Origin of the sequence: Methanothermobacter thermautotrophicus str. Delta H, assembly GCF_000008645.1 — an archaeon.
Taxonomy (GTDB): Archaea; Methanobacteriota; Methanobacteria; order Methanobacteriales; family Methanothermobacteraceae; genus Methanothermobacter; species Methanothermobacter thermautotrophicus.
On the sequence record NC_000916.1, the window covers coordinates 1,513,708 to 1,535,424 of the forward strand.

At 49.2% G+C, this 21,717-nt stretch carries 26 protein-coding genes, 1 tRNA gene and 1 pseudogene; 9 read left to right on the top strand and 19 right to left on the bottom strand.

The window, feature by feature from the left end; translation table 11 throughout:
* Window positions 1-22: 22 nt before the first annotated feature.
* Window positions 23-1,306, bottom strand: coding sequence for an FAD-dependent oxidoreductase (locus MTH_RS07890; protein WP_048061110.1), 1,284 nt, complete (start codon window positions 1,304-1,306; stop codon window positions 23-25).
* A gap of 122 nt (window positions 1,307-1,428) precedes the next feature.
* Here MTH_RS07890 and MTH_RS07895 point away from each other — a divergent pair, with 122 nt between their 5' ends.
* Complete coding sequence (locus MTH_RS07895) at window positions 1,429-1,677, top strand: HypC/HybG/HupF family hydrogenase formation chaperone (protein ID WP_010877257.1); 249 nt, start codon at window positions 1,429-1,431, stop codon at window positions 1,675-1,677.
* A 330-nt stretch (window positions 1,678-2,007) separates the two neighbouring features.
* Here MTH_RS07895 and MTH_RS07900 read toward each other — a convergent pair whose 3' ends face one another.
* The 5 genes from MTH_RS07900 to MTH_RS07920 all read right to left on the bottom strand — a co-directional run bounded on the left by MTH_RS07900 (window position 2,008) and on the right by MTH_RS07920 (window position 5,185).
* Window positions 2,008-2,427 (bottom strand): hypothetical protein, encoded by a 420-nt coding sequence (locus MTH_RS07900; protein WP_048061111.1) that lies wholly within the window; start codon window positions 2,425-2,427, stop codon window positions 2,008-2,010.
* A gap of 70 nt (window positions 2,428-2,497) precedes the next feature.
* Window positions 2,498-3,016: a cysteine peptidase family C39 domain-containing protein gene (locus tag MTH_RS10115; RefSeq protein ID WP_010877259.1), complete on the bottom strand. Its 519-nt coding sequence runs from the start codon at window positions 3,014-3,016 to the stop codon at window positions 2,498-2,500.
* A complete protein-coding gene (locus MTH_RS07910) occupies window positions 3,013-3,378 on the bottom strand; it encodes a hypothetical protein (protein WP_010877260.1) in 366 nt (121 codons plus the stop codon). Before MTH_RS07910 ends, MTH_RS10115 begins: the two co-directional genes overlap by 4 nt.
* A gap of 46 nt (window positions 3,379-3,424) precedes the next feature.
* On the bottom strand, window positions 3,425-4,381 hold the full coding sequence (locus MTH_RS09440; protein WP_238374196.1) for a C39 family peptidase: 957 nt from the start codon (window positions 4,379-4,381) through the stop codon (window positions 3,425-3,427).
* A gap of 300 nt (window positions 4,382-4,681) precedes the next feature.
* Window positions 4,682-5,185 (bottom strand): amino acid-binding protein, encoded by a 504-nt coding sequence (locus tag MTH_RS07920; RefSeq protein ID WP_048061113.1) that lies wholly within the window; start codon window positions 5,183-5,185, stop codon window positions 4,682-4,684.
* A gap of 102 nt (window positions 5,186-5,287) precedes the next feature.
* On the opposite strand from MTH_RS07920, the gene trpE reads away from it, so the two are divergent.
* From trpE to trpD, 7 genes are all read left to right on the top strand, one after another.
* Window positions 5,288-6,682 (top strand): anthranilate synthase component I, encoded by a 1,395-nt coding sequence (trpE, locus tag MTH_RS07925; RefSeq protein WP_010877263.1) that lies wholly within the window; start codon window positions 5,288-5,290, stop codon window positions 6,680-6,682.
* Complete coding sequence (locus tag MTH_RS07930) at window positions 6,682-7,272, top strand: anthranilate synthase component II (RefSeq protein WP_010877264.1); 591 nt, start codon at window positions 6,682-6,684, stop codon at window positions 7,270-7,272. Before trpE ends, MTH_RS07930 begins: the two co-directional genes overlap by 1 nt.
* A gap of 4 nt (window positions 7,273-7,276) precedes the next feature.
* Window positions 7,277-8,095, top strand: a complete 819-nt coding sequence (locus MTH_RS07935) for an indole-3-glycerol phosphate synthase TrpC (protein ID WP_010877265.1) — start codon at window positions 7,277-7,279, stop codon at window positions 8,093-8,095.
* On the top strand, window positions 8,070-8,804 hold the full coding sequence (locus tag MTH_RS07940) for a phosphoribosylanthranilate isomerase (RefSeq protein ID WP_238374197.1): 735 nt from the start codon (window positions 8,070-8,072) through the stop codon (window positions 8,802-8,804). Before MTH_RS07935 ends, MTH_RS07940 begins: the two co-directional genes overlap by 26 nt.
* On the top strand, window positions 8,801-9,979 hold the full coding sequence (gene trpB / locus MTH_RS07945; RefSeq protein ID WP_010877267.1) for a tryptophan synthase subunit beta: 1,179 nt from the start codon (window positions 8,801-8,803) through the stop codon (window positions 9,977-9,979). Before MTH_RS07940 ends, trpB begins: the two co-directional genes overlap by 4 nt.
* A gap of 64 nt (window positions 9,980-10,043) precedes the next feature.
* Entirely contained in the window at window positions 10,044-10,838 is a 795-nt protein-coding gene (gene trpA, locus MTH_RS07950; RefSeq protein ID WP_083750470.1) for a tryptophan synthase subunit alpha, read from the top strand.
* Window positions 10,835-11,893, top strand: coding sequence for an anthranilate phosphoribosyltransferase (gene trpD / locus MTH_RS07955; RefSeq protein ID WP_010877269.1), 1,059 nt, complete (start codon window positions 10,835-10,837; stop codon window positions 11,891-11,893). Before trpA ends, trpD begins: the two co-directional genes overlap by 4 nt.
* A gap of 30 nt (window positions 11,894-11,923) precedes the next feature.
* Here the strand turns inward: trpD and MTH_RS07960 are convergent.
* From MTH_RS07960 to comA, 13 genes and pseudogenes are all read right to left on the bottom strand, one after another.
* Window positions 11,924-11,997 (bottom strand) — tRNA-Ile (locus MTH_RS07960).
* An 82-nt stretch (window positions 11,998-12,079) separates the two neighbouring features.
* Window positions 12,080-12,649 carry an adenylate kinase gene (locus MTH_RS07965; protein ID WP_010877270.1) on the bottom strand — a complete coding sequence of 190 codons (570 nt, stop codon included), beginning with the start codon at window positions 12,647-12,649 and terminating at the stop codon, window positions 12,080-12,082.
* A 12-nt stretch (window positions 12,650-12,661) separates the two neighbouring features.
* A complete protein-coding gene (locus tag MTH_RS07970) occupies window positions 12,662-12,955 on the bottom strand; it encodes a metal-sulfur cluster assembly factor (protein WP_048061319.1) in 294 nt (97 codons plus the stop codon).
* A 135-nt stretch (window positions 12,956-13,090) separates the two neighbouring features.
* Complete coding sequence (locus MTH_RS07975; protein ID WP_048061115.1) at window positions 13,091-14,002, bottom strand: DUF5591 domain-containing protein; 912 nt, start codon at window positions 14,000-14,002, stop codon at window positions 13,091-13,093.
* Window positions 14,003-14,205: 203 nt separating this feature from the next.
* A complete protein-coding gene (locus MTH_RS07980) occupies window positions 14,206-15,357 on the bottom strand; it encodes a glutamate synthase-related protein (RefSeq protein WP_010877273.1) in 1,152 nt (383 codons plus the stop codon).
* Window positions 15,358-15,444: 87 nt separating this feature from the next.
* Window positions 15,445-15,561 (bottom strand): annotated as a pseudogene (locus MTH_RS10120) (DUF2769 domain-containing protein); the annotation flags it as partial.
* 167 nt (window positions 15,562-15,728) lie between these two features.
* Entirely contained in the window at window positions 15,729-16,211 is a 483-nt protein-coding gene (locus MTH_RS07985) for a TIGR00295 family protein (protein WP_010877275.1), read from the bottom strand.
* A gap of 84 nt (window positions 16,212-16,295) precedes the next feature.
* Complete coding sequence (gene tfe / locus MTH_RS07990; RefSeq protein WP_010877276.1) at window positions 16,296-16,832, bottom strand: transcription factor E; 537 nt, start codon at window positions 16,830-16,832, stop codon at window positions 16,296-16,298.
* Between the two features lie 148 nt (window positions 16,833-16,980).
* On the bottom strand, window positions 16,981-17,814 hold the full coding sequence (locus tag MTH_RS07995; RefSeq protein ID WP_010877277.1) for a coenzyme F420-0:L-glutamate ligase: 834 nt from the start codon (window positions 17,812-17,814) through the stop codon (window positions 16,981-16,983).
* A gap of 2 nt (window positions 17,815-17,816) precedes the next feature.
* Window positions 17,817-18,494, bottom strand: coding sequence for a (Fe-S)-binding protein (locus MTH_RS08000; protein WP_010877278.1), 678 nt, complete (start codon window positions 18,492-18,494; stop codon window positions 17,817-17,819).
* 16 nt (window positions 18,495-18,510) lie between these two features.
* A complete protein-coding gene (locus MTH_RS08005; RefSeq protein WP_173402640.1) occupies window positions 18,511-19,212 on the bottom strand; it encodes a GTP-binding protein in 702 nt (233 codons plus the stop codon).
* Between the two features lie 50 nt (window positions 19,213-19,262).
* Entirely contained in the window at window positions 19,263-20,048 is a 786-nt protein-coding gene (locus MTH_RS08010; RefSeq protein ID WP_010877280.1) for an ATP-binding cassette domain-containing protein, read from the bottom strand.
* Window positions 20,048-20,824 (bottom strand): phosphosulfolactate synthase, encoded by a 777-nt coding sequence (gene comA / locus MTH_RS08015; RefSeq protein WP_010877281.1) that lies wholly within the window; start codon window positions 20,822-20,824, stop codon window positions 20,048-20,050. The genes MTH_RS08010 and comA overlap by 1 nt, the downstream gene beginning before the upstream one ends.
* 151 nt (window positions 20,825-20,975) lie before the next feature.
* Here comA and MTH_RS08020 point away from each other — a divergent pair, with 151 nt between their 5' ends.
* A complete protein-coding gene (locus tag MTH_RS08020) occupies window positions 20,976-21,536 on the top strand; it encodes a pyruvate kinase alpha/beta domain-containing protein (protein WP_010877282.1) in 561 nt (186 codons plus the stop codon).
* Window positions 21,537-21,717: the final 181 nt, after the last annotated feature.

Genomic DNA, 21,717 nt, shown 5'->3' on the forward strand with positions numbered 1-21,717 from the left:
CTTCAGGGTGCCACTGACTGCTTCAGTACCTTGAAAGGAACCTCATGAGCTTGTATATGGAATCCGTGGAGGGGTGGGTCTCAACGAAGCCCTCAAACTCATACATGGACACACCGAGCCTCATCAGGAGGGAGAGGTAGGGCATGATGAGCCTTGCACCGGGCGCAACCGAGTATATACCTGAGGGGGTGCCATCATCAAGGATTCTGACCTTGCTGATCCCTGTTTTACCATTATTAACTCCCCAGAATGACCCCGGTCCTGCAAGGCCGGGTATCACGGCTTCCCTCCCACCCTCACCGGGAATATCCACGAATCCGACATCGTATCTGAGGGAGATTGAGTAGGGGAGGTAACGGTAATCAACCCTCCTCTCAATACCGGCGGCGTTGAGCCCCGCCACCACCCCCTCCATCCTTGCAACGGGTGTTGTTCCATGGCCCCCTGTAACATCACCGGCGGCATATACATTCTGACGTGAGGTCTCCATACGGTCATTCACCTTAACTCCTCCGCGGGGTCCCAGTTCAAGGAACCCCTTCAGGAAATCCGAATTTGGTCTGAGACCCGTTGCAAGCATTGGGAGGCCCTCTATGTAGCCTCCAGACGTCTGAACACCTGATCCATCTATTTCTGTGGTTGATGTATCCTCCAGTATTCTGACATCGCTGAGGACCTTTTCTGAAACATAGTCCCTTATCAGGGGGTCCAGTTTACTGAGAAAACCGCTTCTTGATACTACCGTGACCTCTGATCCGAAGGAAGAGAATATGCCTGCAAATTCAGCTGCTATAACTCCTCCACCTATTATAACGAGCTTGTCAGGGATTCCGTCGAGGTCGAGGATGTCCCGGTATGTTATGGCTTTGCTGGCGCCTTCAATGGGGGGTATGAGGGGAGATGCTCCGGTTGCGATTATGAGTCTGTCATAGTCCATCTCCTCCCCCTCAACGAGGAGCCTATCATCCTCAAACTCCGCCACACCGTACACTATTTCAATACCGGCATCCAGGGTCTCCCTCTCGGTGACATGCCTTATACGTTCAAGGGTCCTCTTCACACCCCCGGCTATGCGGCGGTAGTCTGCTGAGCATTCAACATCCAGCACCCCAAGATCACTGAGCTGCCGGGCATCATCAAGGAACCTTGCAACGTCATTGAGGCCACATACAACCATACAGCCCTCGTTCAGGCATGTCCCACCAATCAGTTTCTTTTCAACAAGTATTACGTCCATGTCGAGGGCTGCGAGCTCCATTGCAGCGGCCCTTCCAGCTGGCCCTCCCCCTATCACAACACATCGCATATCAGACACCATGGTATTAATTCAATGGCATTGTTTCCCACAAATCTTTATATGTGACGGATCTTTATCTAAACATTAGTGTATTCTGACTTTAATCCTATTAATTTGGAGAGGGTTATTGAATGTGTATTGCAGCACCTGCTCAGATTATTGAAATTGATAGTGAGGATAACATTGCCACCGTTGACTTCGGTGGTGTGAGGCAACAGGTCAAACTTGACCTTGTGGATGATGTTGAGGAGGGCAAGTATGTTCTTGTTCACTCAGGCTACGCCATTGAGGTGATGTCTGATGAGGCGGCAAGGGAGTCCCTTGAAGCCTGGGATGAACTTCTGAAGGCCCTCGAAGAGGAGGACAGCCTGGAGCTGTGATGCTAACAGTTCCATTCATTTATTTTTCTTTGATTGGTTTCGGAAAAGCCGAAAATAAAGAATTTAAGAAAAATAGGGTTTTTTCATTTTTCACGTGGTATACCATGATTTCTGCGGATTCCTATCTGTGATTTCTGATGTGGGTATGTCTATCATGAGTATTATAGGGGGATAATATCCCCAGTATCCATTGTATGTCCTCATGATGCTATCCTCTATAGCTTAAAGGCCTGGGATCCCACTGGCTCCACTCACTCTTATGAAGACTATGTTGTTTGGGATAGTCCACCTCTCATCATTTATACGGTTTTAAGCTTTGATTTTCATGTTTCACGCAGGCGCTTGCCTTATTATCATAGTGCTATACAGAAGACACATTAGAGCAACCACCATGAAACCAATCATTGTAGTTGTAAATATACTTTCTTCAAGAGGAACCTTTGAGGTTAAAGAAATTAACAAACCCAAAAAATTGAACCCCACTGTAACTAAAACACTAATTAAAAGTTTTTCGGGCGATTTTCTAATATTAATATGAACGTAAGTTCCTTTTCCTTTCATCCAACCCAAAATAGCCTCTATTAAACCTAGTGTCATACCTACAACAAATATATCTAGTAATATTATCCACGAACTTATGGCACTTTTTGGCGGCATCAGTCCAGTACCTTCCATATACCCTGTAAGAGAGATAATGGTAGTTATTATGAATGCTATCAGTAAGCTGATTATAATTGGTTTATTTTCCATTTAGTACCCTCCCGTTATTTAATTTTAAAAAAATAAAATGCAATAGACGTCTTTTTACATGTGTATTTGTCTAGGCATCGTATTCTATATAATGGATCCTGTGGTCTTTCCCGATATAAGCTCTCACTTTTTTGAACGGAGGATGATAAGCAATGTAACACCAGTACTTTTTTGGCACGTATTTATTCCTAACTGAAATGATTATTGTACCTATTGTAACAGGCGCTAGGAATTGCCAGCACTTACCTTTAATGTTCTTCATTTCCTCATCAGTCAGAGTTCTGTTGTCTGCCTGCACATCAGAGGCGGTATCTGTCAGGTTATTTATGGAGTCTGATGAGTTTGTATTCTTGTTGCTTTGATCTGTAGTTTCGTTGACCTGTGGATTATTGGGATCCTTTATAACCAGTGTATATCCGCTATAAATCTCAGCGAACTCTTCTATATTCATTTCGATGTTCCCGAGGCTTGGATCTGCGAGTTTGACCGTGTCATTGGTGATTTCATTTATTACGGTGTAGTGTCCCGTGCCGTCTTGATGGTATCTTCTGGTGTCATTGATGTTGTGGTGGGGTCTGCGGAAACTCAAAGGGATTTTGATCTAGCTTTCGATATAACCTTGTCTATCATGGATCCTAATGTCATCAGTATTAGGACCATGAAAAAGTATCCAATTAAGGCTATTAAAAAGAGTCCCCCATGAGCAGATAGTAGTGTCCAGGTTGATGAAATATTGTGGTGAATCATCGATCCAAGTAATCCTCCCAGTAATCCTATGAATAAAGATACTATGGCTGTTATAATCATGTTAACCTCTTTTTCTTCCATCTTACTGAAATGCGCGATAAATAATCCTGCCAGGATAACAAAGGACAATGCTAGAGGGAATGCCACTATCAAGGAGATGAGAAGCATTGACAAACCAATTAGCAGGACATATGCCCGTTTCATTTTTCACATACCTCCGAATGATACTCATATTCCACACTTAATTTCTTCATGCCGCATACCTATATCCCACGCGCCGATACCAATCCATATAGCGATCACCATAAGTCTTACAGCGAGCATAATAATAGTCAAAGCCATCAACATCCAGCGTACAAGCACAGCGCACCATTTGGGCTGTATAAGAGACTATATGGAATCCATAATAGGCACGGACACGCACAGGATACCAACCATGCCAATGATAAGAATACCGCCACTTCCATGGATGCCAATGTTTATGTCTCCATTTTTTACCTTTAATGTTCTTCATTTCCTCATCAGTCAGAGTTCTGTTGTCTGCCTGCACATCAGAGGCGGTATCTGTCAGGTTATTTATGGGTTCTGATGAGTTTGTATTCTTGTTGCTTTGATCTGTAGTTTCGTTGACCTGTGGATTATTGGGATCCTTTATAACCAGTGTATATCCGCTATAAATCTCAGCGAACTCTTCTATATTCATTTCGATGTTCCCGAGGCTTGGATCTGCGAGTTTGATGGTGTCATTGGTGATTTCGTTTATTACGGTGTAGTGTCCGGTGCCGTCATTGATGGTATAGGCGATCATGTTTTCTTTGAGTTCAGATATGTTTAGTTTCATGCCGGTTGCGTTCATTCCCTTGGCCCTGCTGGCTTCCAGGAGGCCCTGCATGGTGGTCCCTTCTTCGGTTGTTCCGGCAAGGCCTGCGAGTTCATCCTCTGTGGTGTTCACTCCGAGTCTCTGGAGGACGGTGGCGAGTGCTGCGGGTCCGCAGGTGTAGTTCCTTGTCTGGAGGACCACACCCTCAGAATCCACTGTAACATTATGGGGCAGCGCACCCGTTACATCATCCCCCTGTGCTTCAAGGACTGTACAGTTGTCTGCGCAGGCCGTGTCGTCCAGTGTGGAGTTGTCTGCAGCGGCTGAAGAGTTAACAGACACCGCGAGGAGGAGCACGACCAGCAACATGACATAAAAACCTCTCACTTTGGACACCCCTATTAACTGATAATAATTCTATACAAAAAACTCATATATATATTACGGATCAGCAATGACTTATTACGTTGGTTGAAGGCAGTAGGGTGCTGGGATTAAAAAATCACGCATACTTTAAAAATGGATAAAATGTCTGAGAGTGTCACGCTTCAAGGCATTGAGCTGATCAGGGATCATGTTAATCCATGAAATACTTCAGATAATGATATTCCGCCATTTAACTAGATTTATCATGGATTTTAAGGCTATTGCATGGTGCGCCCTGTTTTTTCTCCACAATCAATGATCTCAGTATATTGAGACCCTCTTGACGCCATCTATTTTAAGGAAATCCTTGAGCAAGCCTCCCGGGATGGGGGTTTCGGTTATTATTGTGAGCCTGGGTGTTTCATCGAGTTCAGGGTCCCCTGCATGGGCCTGCCTTATACTTATACCCTTATCTGCGATCAGTCTCGCTGCCGCCGCAAGTATCCCGGGGTTCCGGGCGTCGGCCTCTATTTCCACCACACCGAAGTCAAGTTCACCTGCAGCGTCCCGCAGAAGGGCTCCTGCCGGCATCATGTTCTCAAAGATGCCCCTCAGTTTCTCGTCCTCCAGTATGGTATTTGCCGTCGCCCTCACGGTCCTCCGGTCAACCCCCACAGCCCTTGCAAGGGCAACATCGCTTATCTCAACGTCGTCACAGTATATTTTGCCGTTTCTGTCTATTCTGAACCCGAGGTCTATGATCTTCCTGGCCACATACATGCGGGAGGGGTATCCCTCAAATCTGTGCTTTATCTGCTTCCACATACACTTCACCACATTGATGTACATTATTATACAGACAAGATTTAAATAGTACCTCCGTGTATATGTACTTTGTGGATACAGAGGTGATATGCATGTACAGGAGTGAATGTTTTTGGCATTACAGAACTGAAAAACCCGGTAAAGGAAAAGATAGAATTTAAAGAACCCTTTGAACTATTCAAAAGTATTTATTCTGAATACGACTCATCATTCCTTCTGGAGTCAATGGAAAGCGACACGGGTCTTGCAAGATACTCATTCATGGGATTCGAGCCACAGATGATAATAAGGGCCCGTTCAGGTTTTATAGAAGTTGAATACGAGGGATCAAGGGAGGAGTTTGATACAGAAAACCCCTTTGAATTCCTGAGGCAGTTCACAAGACCCGCTGGAAAATCCAGGGGCTTCTGTGGGGGCCTTGTTGGCTACATATCCTATCAGGCTGCAAGGTTCTTTGACAGTATCAACCTCAGCCCCGGAAACTTCCCGGACTTTGAATTCGGACTCTTCCTTGACGGTATCATGTTCAACCACCTCACAGGAGAATGCAGTTACATCAGCCTCAAGGAGAACAGACTCCCGGAAATATCAGAACTGCTGCGCGAGGAAACCCCAACAGGGCACCTTAAATACAGGAGCATGGGGACCCTGTTCTCAAGGAGGAGATACCTTGGAATGGTGGAGGAGGCAAGGGAGAGGATAGCTGAGGGCGAAATATTCCAGGCAGTCCTCTCAAATGCCACTGACTACAGGCTCCGTGGTGACAGGCTTGCCCTCTACGAAGCCCTCAGGAGGGTTAACCCCTCCCCCTACATGTACCACCTGAAACTTGGCAGCAGGGAGATAACAGGTTCAAGTCCTGAAATGCTTGTCCGTGTGGAGGATAAACAGATTGAAACCTTCCCAATCGCAGGAACCAGGCCAAGGGGGAAAACACCCCATGAGGATGAGAGAATAGCGGCGGAACTGCTGTCAGATGAGAAGGAACTTGCAGAGCACCTCATGCTCGTTGACCTTGCAAGGAACGACCTCGGGAGAATATCTGAGTTTGGCACGGTCCAGGTACCGGAGTACATGACCATAAGGAGGTTCTCCCATGTTCAGCACATCCTCTCCCATGTAACCGGCAGACTCAGGAAGGGCATGGATGCCCTTGATGCCCTTGGCGCGGTCTTCCCGGCAGGTACAGTGAGCGGGGCGCCCAAAATAAGGGCTATGGAAATAATAGAGTCACTTGAGGGGGTGCCGAGGAATGCCTACGCCGGTGCCCTGGGCTATCTCTCACTGAACGGTAACGCAGACTTCGCAATAACCATAAGATCCATGGTCGCTGAGGGAGCGTATGGAAGAATACAGGCAGGGGCAGGTATAGTACATGACTCCGTACCTGAGAGGGAATACGTGGAGTGCCAGAACAAGGCCATGGCGGTCCTTAAATCAATGGAACTGGCAGGTGATGGCTTTGATTCTGATGAACCATTTATCGCCAGGAGGTAATGGTTGTGATCCTGATAATTGATAACTATGACTCATTCACCCATAACCTCTACCAGCTTGCAGGGGAGATCCTCCGGGATGAGGGGATGGATGAGGAGATAATGGTCCTCAGGAACGATGAGGCCAGGATATCAGATCTTAGGGCCCTGGATCCAGAAAAGATAATCATATCCCCGGGTCCTGGCAATCCTTCAAGGAGGAGTGACTTCGGTGTTTGCATGGATGTGATAGGGGAATTCACGGACAGGCCCCTCCTGGGGGTATGCCTTGGACACCAGGGCATATTCCACGCCTTTGGCGGAAGGGTTGACCAGGGGGAACCGGTTCATGGAAAGATAGTTGAGGTATTCCATGACGGATCAGAACTCTTCAGGGACGTTCCAAATCCCTTCAGGGCAACCAGGTACCATTCACTCGTATGCAGACCCGAAGACACACCTGCAGATATAGAGGTAACTGCTGTGACATCAGATGAAATTATAATGGCCATAAAGCACAGAGAATATCCAGTCTACGGGCTGCAGTTTCACCCGGAGTCAGCCGGAACCCCAAGCGGAAGAACCGTCATTAGAAATTTCCTCAGGATGTGAACACATGCTCAGGGATATTATAAGGTCAAAGAAACTCGAAGTTAAGGAACTCATGAAAAAAACACCCCTCAGCATCCTAAGGGATGATATAACAGTCATGGACGAGCCAGTGAGCTTCCCAGCTGCAGTGGGAGGAGGCAAAGTATCTCTCATATGCGAATACAAGAGGGCATCACCATCAATGGGCAGAATATCAGAGAGAGGCCTTGAAGAGATGATGGAGGTATACCAGGACCTCGCCGATGCAGTATCCATAGTAACCGACGGCAAATACTTCAAAGGCTCCCTGGATCTGCTGAGCGGGGCCACAGATTACGGTAAACCACTGCTCATGAAGGACTTCCTGGTCGACGAGTACAAGATCTACCAGGCAAGGGCATCGGGGGCATCCTCGGTTCTCCTAATCACAGGCGTATTCCCTGACCTTGAGGCAGGGATTCAAAAATGCAGGGAGCTCTCAATGGAGCCACTGGTGGAGTGTCACACATCGCTTGACATCTTCAGGGCCCTTGAAGCAGGTGCAGAGATAATAGGTGTGAACAACAGGGACCTTGAAACCTTCGAGGTGGACCTTGAAAGAACCCATGCACTGGCACCCCTCGTACCCGATGAACTCATACTCGTATCAGAGAGTGGTGTCAGGGGCCCCGAGGATGCTGAGATACTGGCAGGTTACGGTGCAGATGCTCTGCTCATCGGCACAGCACCCATGTCAGCCCAGAACCCACGGGAACTCCTTGAGGAGATAGTAGATGCGGTGAGCCAGTGCAGGGACCGGAGAAGAAGGTACACGGGGGATGAATTCTTTGAACAGTTCGCATGAGTCCCTGGCAGATGTACTCGTAAAGATCTGCGGTATAAAAAGGCCAGAGGACGCAATACTGGCAGATAAACTTGGTGCTGACCTCCTTGGCCTCATACACGTAGAGAGATCACCACGACACCTCACAGGAAGGGAACTGGAGGACATCCTATCACTCATACCTCCTGAGAAGGCCGTGATCGTCCTTGAACCCTCCGATCCAGTGGAGGTGGCTGAGGTTATTGAGAGAACAGGTGTGGAGAGAGTCCAGCTCCACTCCATCTCATGTGAAGATGCCAGGGGCATAAAGAGGGTACTCACTGAAAACGGGTTTAATCCAGGGATAACAGTCGCAGTACCACCGGAGCCCGGTTCACTGGATGTTCTTGACCACATCCCATGTTCATGTGTCATGCTCGATTCCAGCTCCGGTGGTAGAACAGGGGGGACGGGGAGGATGATTCCACCCGAACTGGCCCTCGGGATGCTCCGCCTCATAAGAAGTCATGAGAGCGCACCGGAGGTGGCCCTTGCAGGGGGCCTTGGACCATCCACTGTGAGGCTTAACCCTGAATACTTACTGGAATTCGATTGTCTGGACTTCAACTCTGGCATTGAGGCTGCACCGGGGATAAAGGATCATGCAATGATGTTTGAACTCATGGAGTACATGGGGAGGACGGGCGGACTTCAGAAACCGTCCAGGTTACAGAGAGGTGAGTTATCATGATAATGGATGGAAAATTCGGTAAATATGGAGGCATATTCGTGCCGGAGCTTCTTATACCGGCACTTGAGGAACTTGAGAGGGCCTTCCTCCATTACAGGGATGACAGGAAGTTCATGGCTGAACTCGAGTACCATCTCCGGGAGTACGCTGGAAAGCCCACAGGCCTTTACTATGCCAGGAACCTGTCAGAGAAACTCGGATGCAGGGTGTACCTCAAGAGGGAGGACATGCTGCACACAGGGGCCCACAAGATAAACAACACCATAGGCCAGGCTCTGCTCGCAAGGTACATGGGCAAGACCAGGATCATAGCCGAGACAGGGGCAGGGCAGCACGGGATAGCCACCGCCGCTGCCGGGGCCCTCTTTGGAATGGACGTTGATATCTACATGGGCACAGAGGATGTTGAGAGGCAGAAGCTCAATGTATTCAGAATGGAGGTATCAGGTGCGGAGGTCATACCGGTCGACTCAGGTTCAAGGACCCTTAAGGACGCCATAAACGAGGCCATGAGGGACTGGATTAGCAACGTGGATGACACCCACTACCTCATAGGTTCCACCATGGGCCCCCACCCCTACCCGACCATGGTGAAGCACTTCCAGAGCGTCATAGGGAGGGAGGCCAGGGAACAGATACTCGAAGTCGAGGGAGAACTTCCAGACACGGTTATAGCGTGTGTTGGGGGCGGAAGCAATGCCATAGGCATATTCTCTGCCTTCATGGATGATGATGTTGAACTCATAGGTGCAGAGGGGGGTGGAGAAGGTATAGAGTCAGGAAACCATGGAGCCACACTCTCTGCGGGCTCAGAGGGAATCCTTCATGGTTCATTATCATACGTCCTTCAGGATGGGGATGGTCAGATAAGTGAGGCACATTCTGTCTCAGCTGGTCTGGATTATCCGGGTGTTGGACCAGAACACGCCCATCTCATGGATACAGGCAGGGCAAGGTATGAGCCGGTAACAGACACCGAGGCACTCAGGGGCTTCAGGCTCCTCTCAAGATATGAGGGTATAATGCCAGCCCTTGAGAGTGCCCATGCAATAGCCTGCCTTGAAAGGTACGCTGAGAAACCTGAGAACCGGGGAAAAACGGTTATCGTCAATCTCTCAGGAAGGGGAGATAAGGACATGTTCATGGTTGCTGGTTTGCTGGGGGTGGGTGTGTGATTGCTGATGTGTTCATGGTTGCTGGTTTGCTGGGAGTGTGATTGTAATGTCAGGAGCTAAATCAATGAGTTATGCTGAGATGTTCAGACGGGCGGATGGCTGTGCCTTCGTCCCCTTCGTGGTTGCAGGGGACCCTGATATGGAGACATCCCTTGAGATCATAAGGACCCTTGTGGATGCAGGGGCCGATGCCCTTGAGGTAGGCTTCCCATTCTCTGACCCAATAGCAGATGGTACAAGCGTTCAGGGCGCTGATCTGCGGGCCCTCAGGGCAGGCATGACAACCGAGAAGTGCTTCCAGCTTATAGAGAGGGTCCGGGAATTCACTTCCATACCCATAGGCCTGCTGGTATACTACAACCTGATCTACAGGATGGGTGTTGATGAGTTCTACCGGAGGGCTGCAGAAGCAGGGGTCACAGGGATACTTGCAGCGGATCTCCCCCCTGAAGAGGCCTCAGATGCACTCAGGGCCGCTGAAAAATATGATATAGATCAGATATTCATAGTTGCACCAACAACCGGTAGTGAACGCCTCAAAAGGATCTCTGAGGTCTCATCAGGATTTCACTACCTCGTCTCGGTGATGGGGGTCACCGGCGCAAGATCAAGGGTTGAGGATGCAACCATCGAACTCATAAAAAGGGTGAAGGCTGAGGGAAGTCTGCCGGTAATGGTTGGATTCGGTGTATCAAGACCCGAACATGTGAGGATGCTGAGGGATGCAGGAGCCGATGGAGTTATCGTCGGAAGCGCCATCATAGACGTGATATCCGGGAACCTCGGCGACAGGGAGCTTATGCTCCAGAGGATCCATGAAATGGCAGGCACTCTGAAAGCCGCAGGAGGATCAGGATGAAATTCAGGAGGATGATCTCTGAAATAATGGACTTCAGGAACCTCAGTGAGGATGAGGCCTACAGTCTGATGGAGATGATAATGGCTGGTGAACTTGATGATATTAAGATAGCCGCAATTCTAACGGCCCTTGCAATGAAGGGGGAAACAGTGGATGAGATAACAGGCTTCGCCAGGGCCATGCGGGATAGATCCCCCAGGGTCAGGGTTTCAGGGTCCCATGAGGTTGTTGATTCCTGCGGGACCGGAGGCGACAGTTTCAGGTCATACAATATAAGCACAGCAGCCGCCATGATAGCAGCCGCTGCAGGTGTGAGGGTTGCAAAGCATGGTAACAGGGCGGTCACCGGGTCATGTGGGGGTGCAGATATACTCGAGGCTGCAGGTGTGAACATAGAACTGGATGCAGCTGCAGCTGCGAGGTCCCTCAGTGATGTGGGCATCTCATTCATGTTCGCACCCCTATTCCACAGGGCAACTGCTAGGGTGGCGGCGGTGAGGAGGTCCCTGGGATTCAAGACAGTATTCAACATACTGGGACCATTAACATCCCCTGCTGCAGCAGGAATACAGCTTCTGGGGGTATTTGACCCTCAGCTTGTGGGCCCGGTTGCTGAGGTGCTCAGGAACCTCGGAACACGCTGTGCAATGGTTGTTCATGGATTCGATGCTAACCTCAACCCTGCCCTGGATGAGATATCAACCGTTGGCCCCACCCTGGTGGCGTTCCTTGAGGATGATGAGATCAGGATTGATAGACTGATGCCCCCTGACTTTGGAGTTGAGGTGGGAGAACTTGAACATCTGAGGGCAGGATCAACCACCGCTGAGAACCTGGAGCTGTTCATGGATGTCCTCAGGGGACGTGAGGATACACCTGAACAGAAATCAAGACTCGATATAGCCCTTGCAAATGCCGGAGCCCTTATCTACCTTGCAGGCCTGGCTGATACACTGCCTGAGGGAACAGAGACTGCAAAAAGAACAGTTAAATCTGGAGCTGCCCTGGAGCTCCTGGAAGAATTTGTATCATACACAAGGAACCTGCAGTCCTGAATTCTCAGATATCCGATATAAAAAGGTGGATGGGCCCGCTGGGATTCGAACCCAGGGCCTCACGGTTATCAGCCGTGCGCTCTAACCACCTGAGCCACGGGCCCATATTAAGAATCAGTGGGGTGATTCCAACTTTTGGAGTTACTCCTATATATGCTTTTCTGTGGTTCTGGAGACACACCCTTTTCATGGAGTGGTGTCACCAGCCCATGCGGCTTCAATTATCCCGAGGATATCAAGGGCGGCCTCTTCGGGGTCATGGTTTTCCACTATGCTGACCACTGAGCCCAGGACTGCTGAACACACGAACATGGACGTCCTGAGCATTTCCATATGCTCCCTGAGGCTCTCCAGGCTCTCCCTGACCCTCATCTTTGAGTCGGCCATTCTCCTCCAAAGTATGCTCTGAGGATCCGATTCAAGGATTACAATTATGTCGGGGGATATGATGTCAACGGGGAGAGAAATAAGATAACCCAGGGGGGACCGGTCGAGTCCATGGAGATCCATCAGCACGTAATCCAGTCTCCTTATCCTGTGGGCTGCTTCAAGCCAGATAAGGTGTTGCTGGTCCATGGGGAGTTTGAAGAGGTCCTCCAGGGTTTCTGCAAGGTTCCACTCACCTGCGACCCGGAGCATCAGTTCCCCATAGTTTATGTAGGTGTGTCTCACCATCCCTGATAGGATCCTGCATACGGTTGTTTTACCGGTACCCGGCACTCCAACAACCGCAACGGTCCTGGGGACCCCTTTCATGAGTTTGAGGCTCTATTTATTCACCATTTCACTTATGGCATCGGCCATCATGTGGCCTTCAACTGTGATCTCGGCCCGGTCAATTCCCTCAACCTGTTCGGCGACGTTCCTTGCATCCATCGCCATCCTCGCAGCACTCATACATCCAGGGTTTGTGGGCCGGATGGTTATCTTTGCTATGGTTTCACCCTTATCTTCGATTTCAATGTTCTCGACAAGACCCATCTCCACGATACTTATGCCCATGTGTGGGTCTGCAACCTTCTTGAGAGCTTCCTTAACCTTTTCCAGGAGTTCTTCTGACATTATTATTACCTCAGATGCTATTTTGATAATCACTGTAGTGATTCTCTATTTTTAAGCTAACCCTATTTAAAAGTGTTCCTTTCCCCGCAATCTAAATAGGGAATCAAAGCCAGTAAATAGGATACCAGGGCGAGATTAACCAGTCCTTCGCCTAACTCTGACAGCCACACCCCTTTCAGCCCTCACCATTTCATCTCCGCTGAGTACAGCCCTCCCTACACCTGCAACTTCTCCTCCCTGTACTATGACCACCTCATCACCTGGTATGATTCCCGTGTCGGCGTCGGAAACACCGGGAGCAAAGAGTGTGTTGCTTTCAAGGTTGAAGTCTATCTCAACCCACTTCACTCCCAGCATGTAAAGGGACCTTCCACCCTCGGGTGAGAGTGAGATGAGTCCACGGTCCATCATGAAGGTGCCTATCTGGGTGCCGTCGGATTTGAGGATCTTTCTATGGTATCTTCCGGTGACCCGGCAGTCCTCGGGTATAATCCTTTCTCCGCCAGGTCCGAACTGGTACACTGCAACCGAACGAAGCATGTGCAGCAGCCTCTCCCTTGGCGGGATCCTTTCATAACTCTCAAGTTCCCTCTTAAGCCTCTCCAGGGCCTCAGGCGAGGTGGGCCGTGCTTCCATGCTGGTCGCTGTGAAGGAGTCAAGGTACTCCATGCACACCTCAAGGTAACCTCCATCCACGTGGGCTATGACATCAAGGTCACCCACATATTCCCTTAGGACATCTCCCACCAGTTTCTTTTCCTCATGGGACCACTCTCCAATGGTTGAGACGTCATAGGATGAGATGGGGTAGGTGTTTTCGAGTTCCCGGGGGCATATGCCGAAGGGTGATGTCAGTATAAGCTCCTGGAAGCCCCTAGTGACTCCTGTGAATTTTCTGTGGGACCTTGATGTTGAGTAGGGCTTCTTCATGCTGCAGGGAAGCACCACAACAACATCTCCCAGGGGCCTCATTAACCTCATTCTCTCCCGCCACCTGACAGCCTCGGGACGGTGGAGGGATTCTTCAATTGAACATATGACCTTCATTCTATCAACCTTTATCACATCATATTCATGCAGCGCCTATCCACAGTTCAGACAGTACAATAAGCTTTCGACAACATTATACATTTTCACGGGCAGAATCCTTTTTAAGTGTACCTTAAGTACCTTTCAACCATTTTACGCCTGTTAATTCGGCGACATCCTTTTTAAGGGCGACGAGGTCCTCGGGGTTCAGTTTCTTCACATCATCCTTTCCGGTGATCCTGGCAAAAGTCGGCAATCTCAGCCGTTGAAACCCTTATGAAGTTTTCAAGTCCTTCAATGGCCCTCTCCAGGTCCATGTGTTTCAGCAGGTCAGGATCATGGGTTGTTATCCCCGTCGGACACTTGCCGGTGTGGCATAACCTGTGCTGCTGACAGTTGAGGGCTATGAGTGCCGCTGTACCTGTGTAGACAGCATCAGCACCCAGGGCGAGACACTTTGCCATGTCAGCGGCTGTCCTGAGACCCCCACCTGCAATGAGGGACACCCTATCGCCATGACCCTCATTGATGACGGTTTTAACGGCCCGTGGTATGGCTGCGATGAGGGGGATGCCTGTGTTGTCCCTTATATGTGGGTTAACAGCTCCAGTACCCCCACCAAAACCGTCAAGACTTATAAAATCTACTCCAGCATCAAGCAGGGCCTTAACGTCATCCTCCACGTTGCCACACCCTATCTTGGCACCTATGGGTGCCCCTCCACTCATTTTTCTGAGCTCTTTGACCTTCTCTTCGAGTTCCATCTGATCACGTATATCATGGTGGTGTGCAGGCGAATATGACCCCTCACCGGGGGCAAGCCCACGGACCCTTGCAACATCAGGGCTTATCTTGTCTGGAGGGAGATAACTTCCTTTACCGGGATATGCACCCTGACCAAATCTTATCTCTATTGCAGCAGCACCCCTGAGCACATCCTCGGTGATACCGAACCTTCCGGTGGAATACTGGATTATGAGGTAATCGCCTGCCTTTTCAAGTTCCCTCTGCAGTACTCCACCTTCACCCGAGTTGAATCCAATCTTAAGTCGGTCTGCAACGGATGCAATGGCTATACGGGTCTTCTCTGAAACCGCCCCGTAGCTCATACCACTTATTATTATGGGGGATTTGAGCCGCAGAGGTCTTTTTGATTCAGGTCCGATGATTACATCAGTTTTAACCGGGTCCTCTGCATTGAGGGGGATTTTTGAGACCTGTGCCGGAAGGAAGTGTAGATCATCAAGTCCCAGGGGCAGCCTCTTCTCGGATCCCATGGACTCAACCGGGACCTCCCCACTATGGGCTATCCTTTTTATCTGGACTATTTTGAGATATTCACGGTCATCCTCGGATCTTCTCTGTCTTCTCATCCTTATGCCATTCAGTGATTCTGTGTTACAGAAGTAAAGCTCCCTGAGACCATACTCCCGGTATATGGGGCATGATGCACAGAGGCAACCCCTCTCCTCAACCTCATACCTGCTGCTCCTGCCTTCACAGAAGAAAAGTTCACCATCCCCATGATCAGGATAGCTGGGACAATCGGGACACAGACATTCCGTTTTTCTGTTTATATAACCCCCTCCCGCTGGTACTGTAACCTAATATGTGGATACTGGTTAAAGTGGTTTCCTTTTTTACAGAGTTAGAAGGGGATTATATTTCCAGGAGATTCCTTGATATCCCCAGTTTCCAGGGGACATTCTGATGGCTATTACGAAGCCCTTTAAGTCTCCAGGGCTTATAGGTGTCCCAGAAGCTCTTCATGAAGCCTTTTAAGACTTTCTATTGAAGGGTGGTCTGCTCCAAGGCGATCAGACCATTTTTTTATTACAAAATCAATATCAACTTCATCAGAGCCATTTATGAGGTTATCTGCATGGGCAACAATCTTCTCCTCGAGGGTTCTTGGCATGTAATCTCCTGGAGGAAGTCCCAGGGCCTTTGCCTCCTCAGGGGGTATACCTGCCCCCACGTGTCTTTCAACTATCCTCACAACTTCGGGGGGGTAACCAAATCCTTCAAGGATGCGCGCACCCTCCACCGCGTGTTCAACACCGCTGGTCCTGCAGCGGCCTATATCATGAAGAATGGCTCCCTCCTCCACCAGCTTCATGTCAACCGGGAGTTCACGTGATAACTCGAGGGCCTTTTTTCTGACGGCTAGGGAGTGGTCTATCACCCACTCGGGACATCCAACAACCCGGAGTAAACGTAGGCTCAAGGAGACACCACTATGATTGATCAGAATCAGGAGTATATACGGGAAGTTTATTGTTGTGGTTTTTATGGAGCCGAATCTGCTGTTCTAGGAGTTTATTGTTGTGGTTTTTATGGAGTCGAATCCGTTATTCTCATAGAGACTGAGTTCGTCCTTTATCTCCTGTATTATTTCAGAGTTATCCATGAACTCCATTTTTGAACCACATTCAGGGCATGTGAAGTTTTCTTCTGTGGCCTCATCAAAGGTGAATCTGTAGTGCCCATTTACACATACAAAGAACATGTTGTTTTCCTCAAACTCAAGGGCTTCCCTCAGCTTTCTTACTATCTCGCTGTGCTTCCTTTTTATCATCTCTGTAACCTTCTCAGGCTCAAATTTCCAGGTGTAGGTGTACCACTGTGTTTCGGGGTCCTTGCTCCTCTTGTAACTTGCCACACCTGCATCATAGAGCCTGTAGAGTATCCTCCTGACTATGTTGAGTTTAAGCTGCGTTTTCTCTGATATCTCCTCATCTGTTACCTTGCCCTTCATGAGGCACTCCAGAACTGGTATGGCCTCTTCCTCTTCTTCTTCAGTGATAACTTCATGGATCAACTCTTGTAACACCTGTTCATCAATCAATTGAAATCCTCCAGCTTGAAAAATAACTGCATACCGGGTATGCTGATCATCAAATTTTTTGAGTGCACTCCAATTTATGTGCCTAATCTTATTTAAAATTTTATAAAGGGGCCAGTTTAATACGAAAATTGTTTATCATATGAGTTTATCATGGAGGTCTTACAATAACCGCCGGTGTGTGCTCAACCGAGGATAGCATCTCCACTGTGATATTCCCTGGTCTGCCACTGAATTCCCTGGCCATATCATAGACCGTTGCCCTCTCTGTATTCCTGCGGTGGTATTCCTCTGCAGCTGATGCAACCTCAAGGAGCACCTCCAGTTTCACGGGCCTTGAGGATGCAAGGGGTGTGGGCCAGGTTCTTCCAGAGAACCGCCCTGCAAGGTAACCCAGGAATCCTGTATCTGACCTTATGCCAGGCACTGAAAGGGGGAGGGAGGTGAAGTATCTTCCAAGTATACTGTAGGTTGCATCGGTATCGATTATAACCGTGGTAACATCTGCACCGAACCTCCGCAGGATCTCACCGGCAATAAGATTTGCCACCCCAGATGGGTTTTCAGGTAGAAGTGAAACAAGGGTCCCCGGCACATTACTCAGATCAATACCGGCCTCGGAAGCCGGCTTAAGGGCGTGTTTAAGTCCATAGTATCTCAGAACAACCTCCTTATGGGCCCTTGCCTCTGGCGGCAGTCTTCTGAGGTTCCTTATGGTCCTCCTCTTCATGCCGAGGATCGGGCCCAGGAGGTAGCCCCAGATGTACTTTGACCAGATATCTGCCAGCAGCACTGCAGTTATGGATGGTTCGAAACGGGATTCATCGACCAGGTTTCCCTGGGCGACCGAGACCGGTGTCTCTGAGATGACAAGAAAATCTCCATCCCGGGCAAGCTCACCGGCCCTCTCGATGATCTCTGAGAAACCTGCACCCGGTTCTATGTAACCCGTCACCACGGGCACTGTCCTGTACTCAGGGGACATTTTCATCTGGCCTTCACTGGTGGTGCCCATACCTTGAGGTCTATTCCCTCTATAACAGCCCTTCTACCCTCAAGCTGGACAACAACTCCTGAGTGGACCTTCTGCATCATGCAGTGGGCTGGCAGGAAACGTACGGTTTCACCGATATTCGGTAGCTCACCCTCGATCACACCCTCAAAGCCACCAACCATGCAGACTCCGATGTCCCTGTATTCAAAGTCATCCATGCCGAGGCGGTGGCATGGTCCAACGATGTGCACCGTTATGAGGCCATGGTTCTCATCCAGTATCTCTGCAAAGTGGGTTATTGGACATCCAAGGGGTCTGTATCTGATTATATCCCCCTTCCGCAGTTCAGTGGACGTGAATGGGAAGAGGATCTCCCGGCAGGAGCCCTCATCGGGCAGCGGTTTCAGTATGAAGTCGGCCTCGTATCCGTCAAGGACACCGAAGATCTTCTTCTCCTCCTCAAGGAGTTTCTCCTCCTTAAGGATGTCCTGGAGTCTTTTCAGGTTATCGGCAAAGAGTTCCTGGTACATGAAGTGGCATCTGTCGATCTCAGCCCTTCCCTTGAGCAGAGCGGCCGCATACTCATCACACCTTGCATAGCCACAGATCCCGCAGTTGTATCCTGGGAGCAGAGCAGTTACCTCTTCTTTAAGGGATTTATCCTGGGACATCTGAAAGATCCTCTCCTCATTCTCCTTCGTAGGTCTGGAAGCCGTCTATTCTCCTGAGTATTCCCCTGTGATGCTTCTTGTTAACCCTTGTCTCACCGACACAGAGTGTGCACACTGCCAGGGGTGCTGAGTGCCGGAGCTCCTCGTTTTCAAGGGAAACCTCCCTGCTTTCGATCATCTCCTCTGCAAGTTCCATGCATCCCTGCCCGCTGAGGCCATTGGCCTCTATTATCTTTGCTGAGGGGTTAACCTCCAGTATGCGCTCCCTGAATATCTCCCTCTCTGCCTGGGATATCATGTCTCCCTTGGTCACCACCGCGATATCGGCGGTTGAGAGGAAAGGACCAACCTTAAGGGGAGTGTTTGGTCCGCTGGTGGCGTCTATGACACATACTCCCAGACAGTTCTTTGTGTAGGGGGCGCAGCGGTGACATAGCCCTGCTGTTTCGACGATCAGGAAGTCTGACTCGTTCTTCTCAGCCCACTTTATCATGTCGTCTATGTTGTAGATGGCGTAGTGGTCCGGGCACATGTCCATTGACAGGCCAACCAGTGTTGGCACCCCGACCTTCTCAAATTTCTTATCGTCGTCGGTGTATAGGCAGTCTATCTTTACAACGGATGACTTCAATCCCCTTGATTTGAGGCTCCTGAGGGTGTGCATCAGCACCGCTGTTTTTCCAGATCCAGGTGTTCCGGCAACAATTACCATTCTCATAGGTTTCACTTCTCTCTCCTGAATTAGGCCTTATCCTTCAGATCCATATCTTACTGGGACTCATTTATTATTTCGCTCAGGTCTATGTCCTCAACCAGCTCACCCCTCCGGACCTTTTCACGGAGGCTGAGCATTAGTTCATCTATCTTGTTCAGTTCCCGGGATATTCTCTTCTCCTGGGGGGTTGTGGTGACTATCTTCTGCATACCACCGTGCTTCATGACGATCCTCTTATCGGTCATGAGTGCAAGTACAGGGTCATGGGTTACAACAAGGACGATCTTTCCATGCCCTGCCAGCACATTGAGGGCGTCGTGCTTCCTTATACCCGCATTCTCAATTTCGTCTATGAGTACAATGGGGGAGTCACTTATTATCGCCACGTCTGCAACCATCAATGCCCGTGACTGACCCCCGCTGAGTATTGTGAGGTCATGCTCCTTTTTGATGGGCTCTCCTGTGAGGGTGTTTGCAAGTTCAATGACGCGGTCCACACACTTCTCACTGGCGCCCCTGCACTTGGCATGAAGGCTCAGGAAATCTCCCACAGTCATATCGGCCAGGAAGTTCATGTTCTGTGATAGCTGGGCGACCATCTTTTTCCGGGGATTTGTTCGGTCCTCATAGCTTGGCTCTTCATCGTTCACAAGGATCTTCCTCTTTGAGAAGGTGTCCATCTGGGCCAGCTGTTCAATATCTCCTATAAGTGAACTTTTACCACTGCCTGTGGGACCAACAACTCCAAATATTTCACCCTTCTTTATTTCAACCCGCTCTACGGGCTCCTTTTCTCCGAACTTATCATAACCGCCGATTACAGTAATTTTCTCTATCATTAAAGATTCACCTTTCCGAGAGTGTCTCCCCTCAAGCCTCTGCGTATTGTTTCAAGGGCTGTTATCTCTTCAGGGGGTATGTTTCCAAGGTTAACATCTGGTCCAATCTTTAAAATGAAGTAAACCTGCTGACTTTTCTGAGGCGCCTCCCATATTATCCTGTCCATGGGGAGTCTGTCAGTGAGGTGGTTGAATTCGTCCTCCCTTATGTTTCCCCTCTCATCGTATATACCTATGTTCTGTCCGCTCTCACGGGCCTCCATGAGAACCATTGATGCGCCTGCCCTGAGGTCAGCCCTCACAAGTCTGACCCTATCATCGGGTTCGAGGAGCCTGTCCCTTTCAGGATCCTTTTTACCGACCTCTGATAGGACCATGAATCCCTCATCGACAGCCATTTCAATGAGCCGGCATTTTTCTTCAGTTTCAATTTCCACAGTCCCGTTTGATATCTCAAGTGTTTCAAAGCCAAGGCTACGGGCCTCCTGGAAGTATTCCTCCACTTTATCGTTGAGATGGGCTATCTCGAATAGCGTGCCCCCTGGATAGGGTTCCACATCGAATGACCTGTACATATCTACCTTTTCCTTTACAGTGTCGCGTCTGTGGAGGGGGAGTGTTCCCCATCCAAACTTTATGAAGTCAACGTAATCTGATGATATCTCCATGAGGTCACGGGCGCTTGCGGGACCCATTCCCTTATCAAGAACCATGGTTATTCCATTTTTTCGAGGTTTCCCACTCCTTGGGGGGGTGAGAAAATCAAAGGCGTTCATAACATCACCTTCTGTTTGAGTCAGAAATAACGGGATCCATATTAATTAGGATTCATATGTTTACTACCTTTATAAAAATTTTTCCTATACCTGCCATAAATATATCCAAATATAATTTGAGATCAGGTATATATAAGTAGGTGGTGTTTTCATGGAGAAGAAGATATGCTACTTTGAGGAACCAGGTAAGGAAAATACAGAGAGGGTCCTTGAACTTGTAGGGGAGAGGGCTGACCAGCTCGGAATCAGGAATTTTGTTGTGGCATCTGTTTCAGGTGAGACAGCCCTGAGATTATCTGAAATGGTTGAAGGTAACATTGTATCAGTAACCCATCATGCAGGTTTCAGGGAGAAGGGTCAACTTGAACTGGAGGACGAGGCAAGGGATGCGCTCCTTGAGAGGGGTGTGAATGTTTATGCGGGTTCACATGCCCTCAGTGGCGTTGGAAGAGGGATATCAAACAGGTTTGGTGGTGTCACACCCGTGGAGATAATGGCTGAAACCCTGAGGATGGTCTCCCAGGGATTCAAGGTATGTGTTGAGATAGCCATAATGGCTGCAGATGCTGGCCTCATCCCCGTTGATGAAGAGGTTATAGCCATAGGTGGGACAGCATGGGGTGCTGACACCGCCCTTGTACTCACACCCGCCCATATGAACAGTGTATTCGACCTCAGGATCCATGAGGTAATTGCCATGCCCAGGCCATAACTTTTTCATAACATGTCATGATGGGGGGTCCCGCCCAGATTCATGATATTCATGGCCACGTGGACCATCAATAATTTTATTTTGCCCCAACCTTGAGCCGGTATTTTCAGAGGTCACAGAAATTGATTTTTAATTTTGAATGTGAGCCATGGCTCCATCGGTGCCAGATTAACCGTTGCTT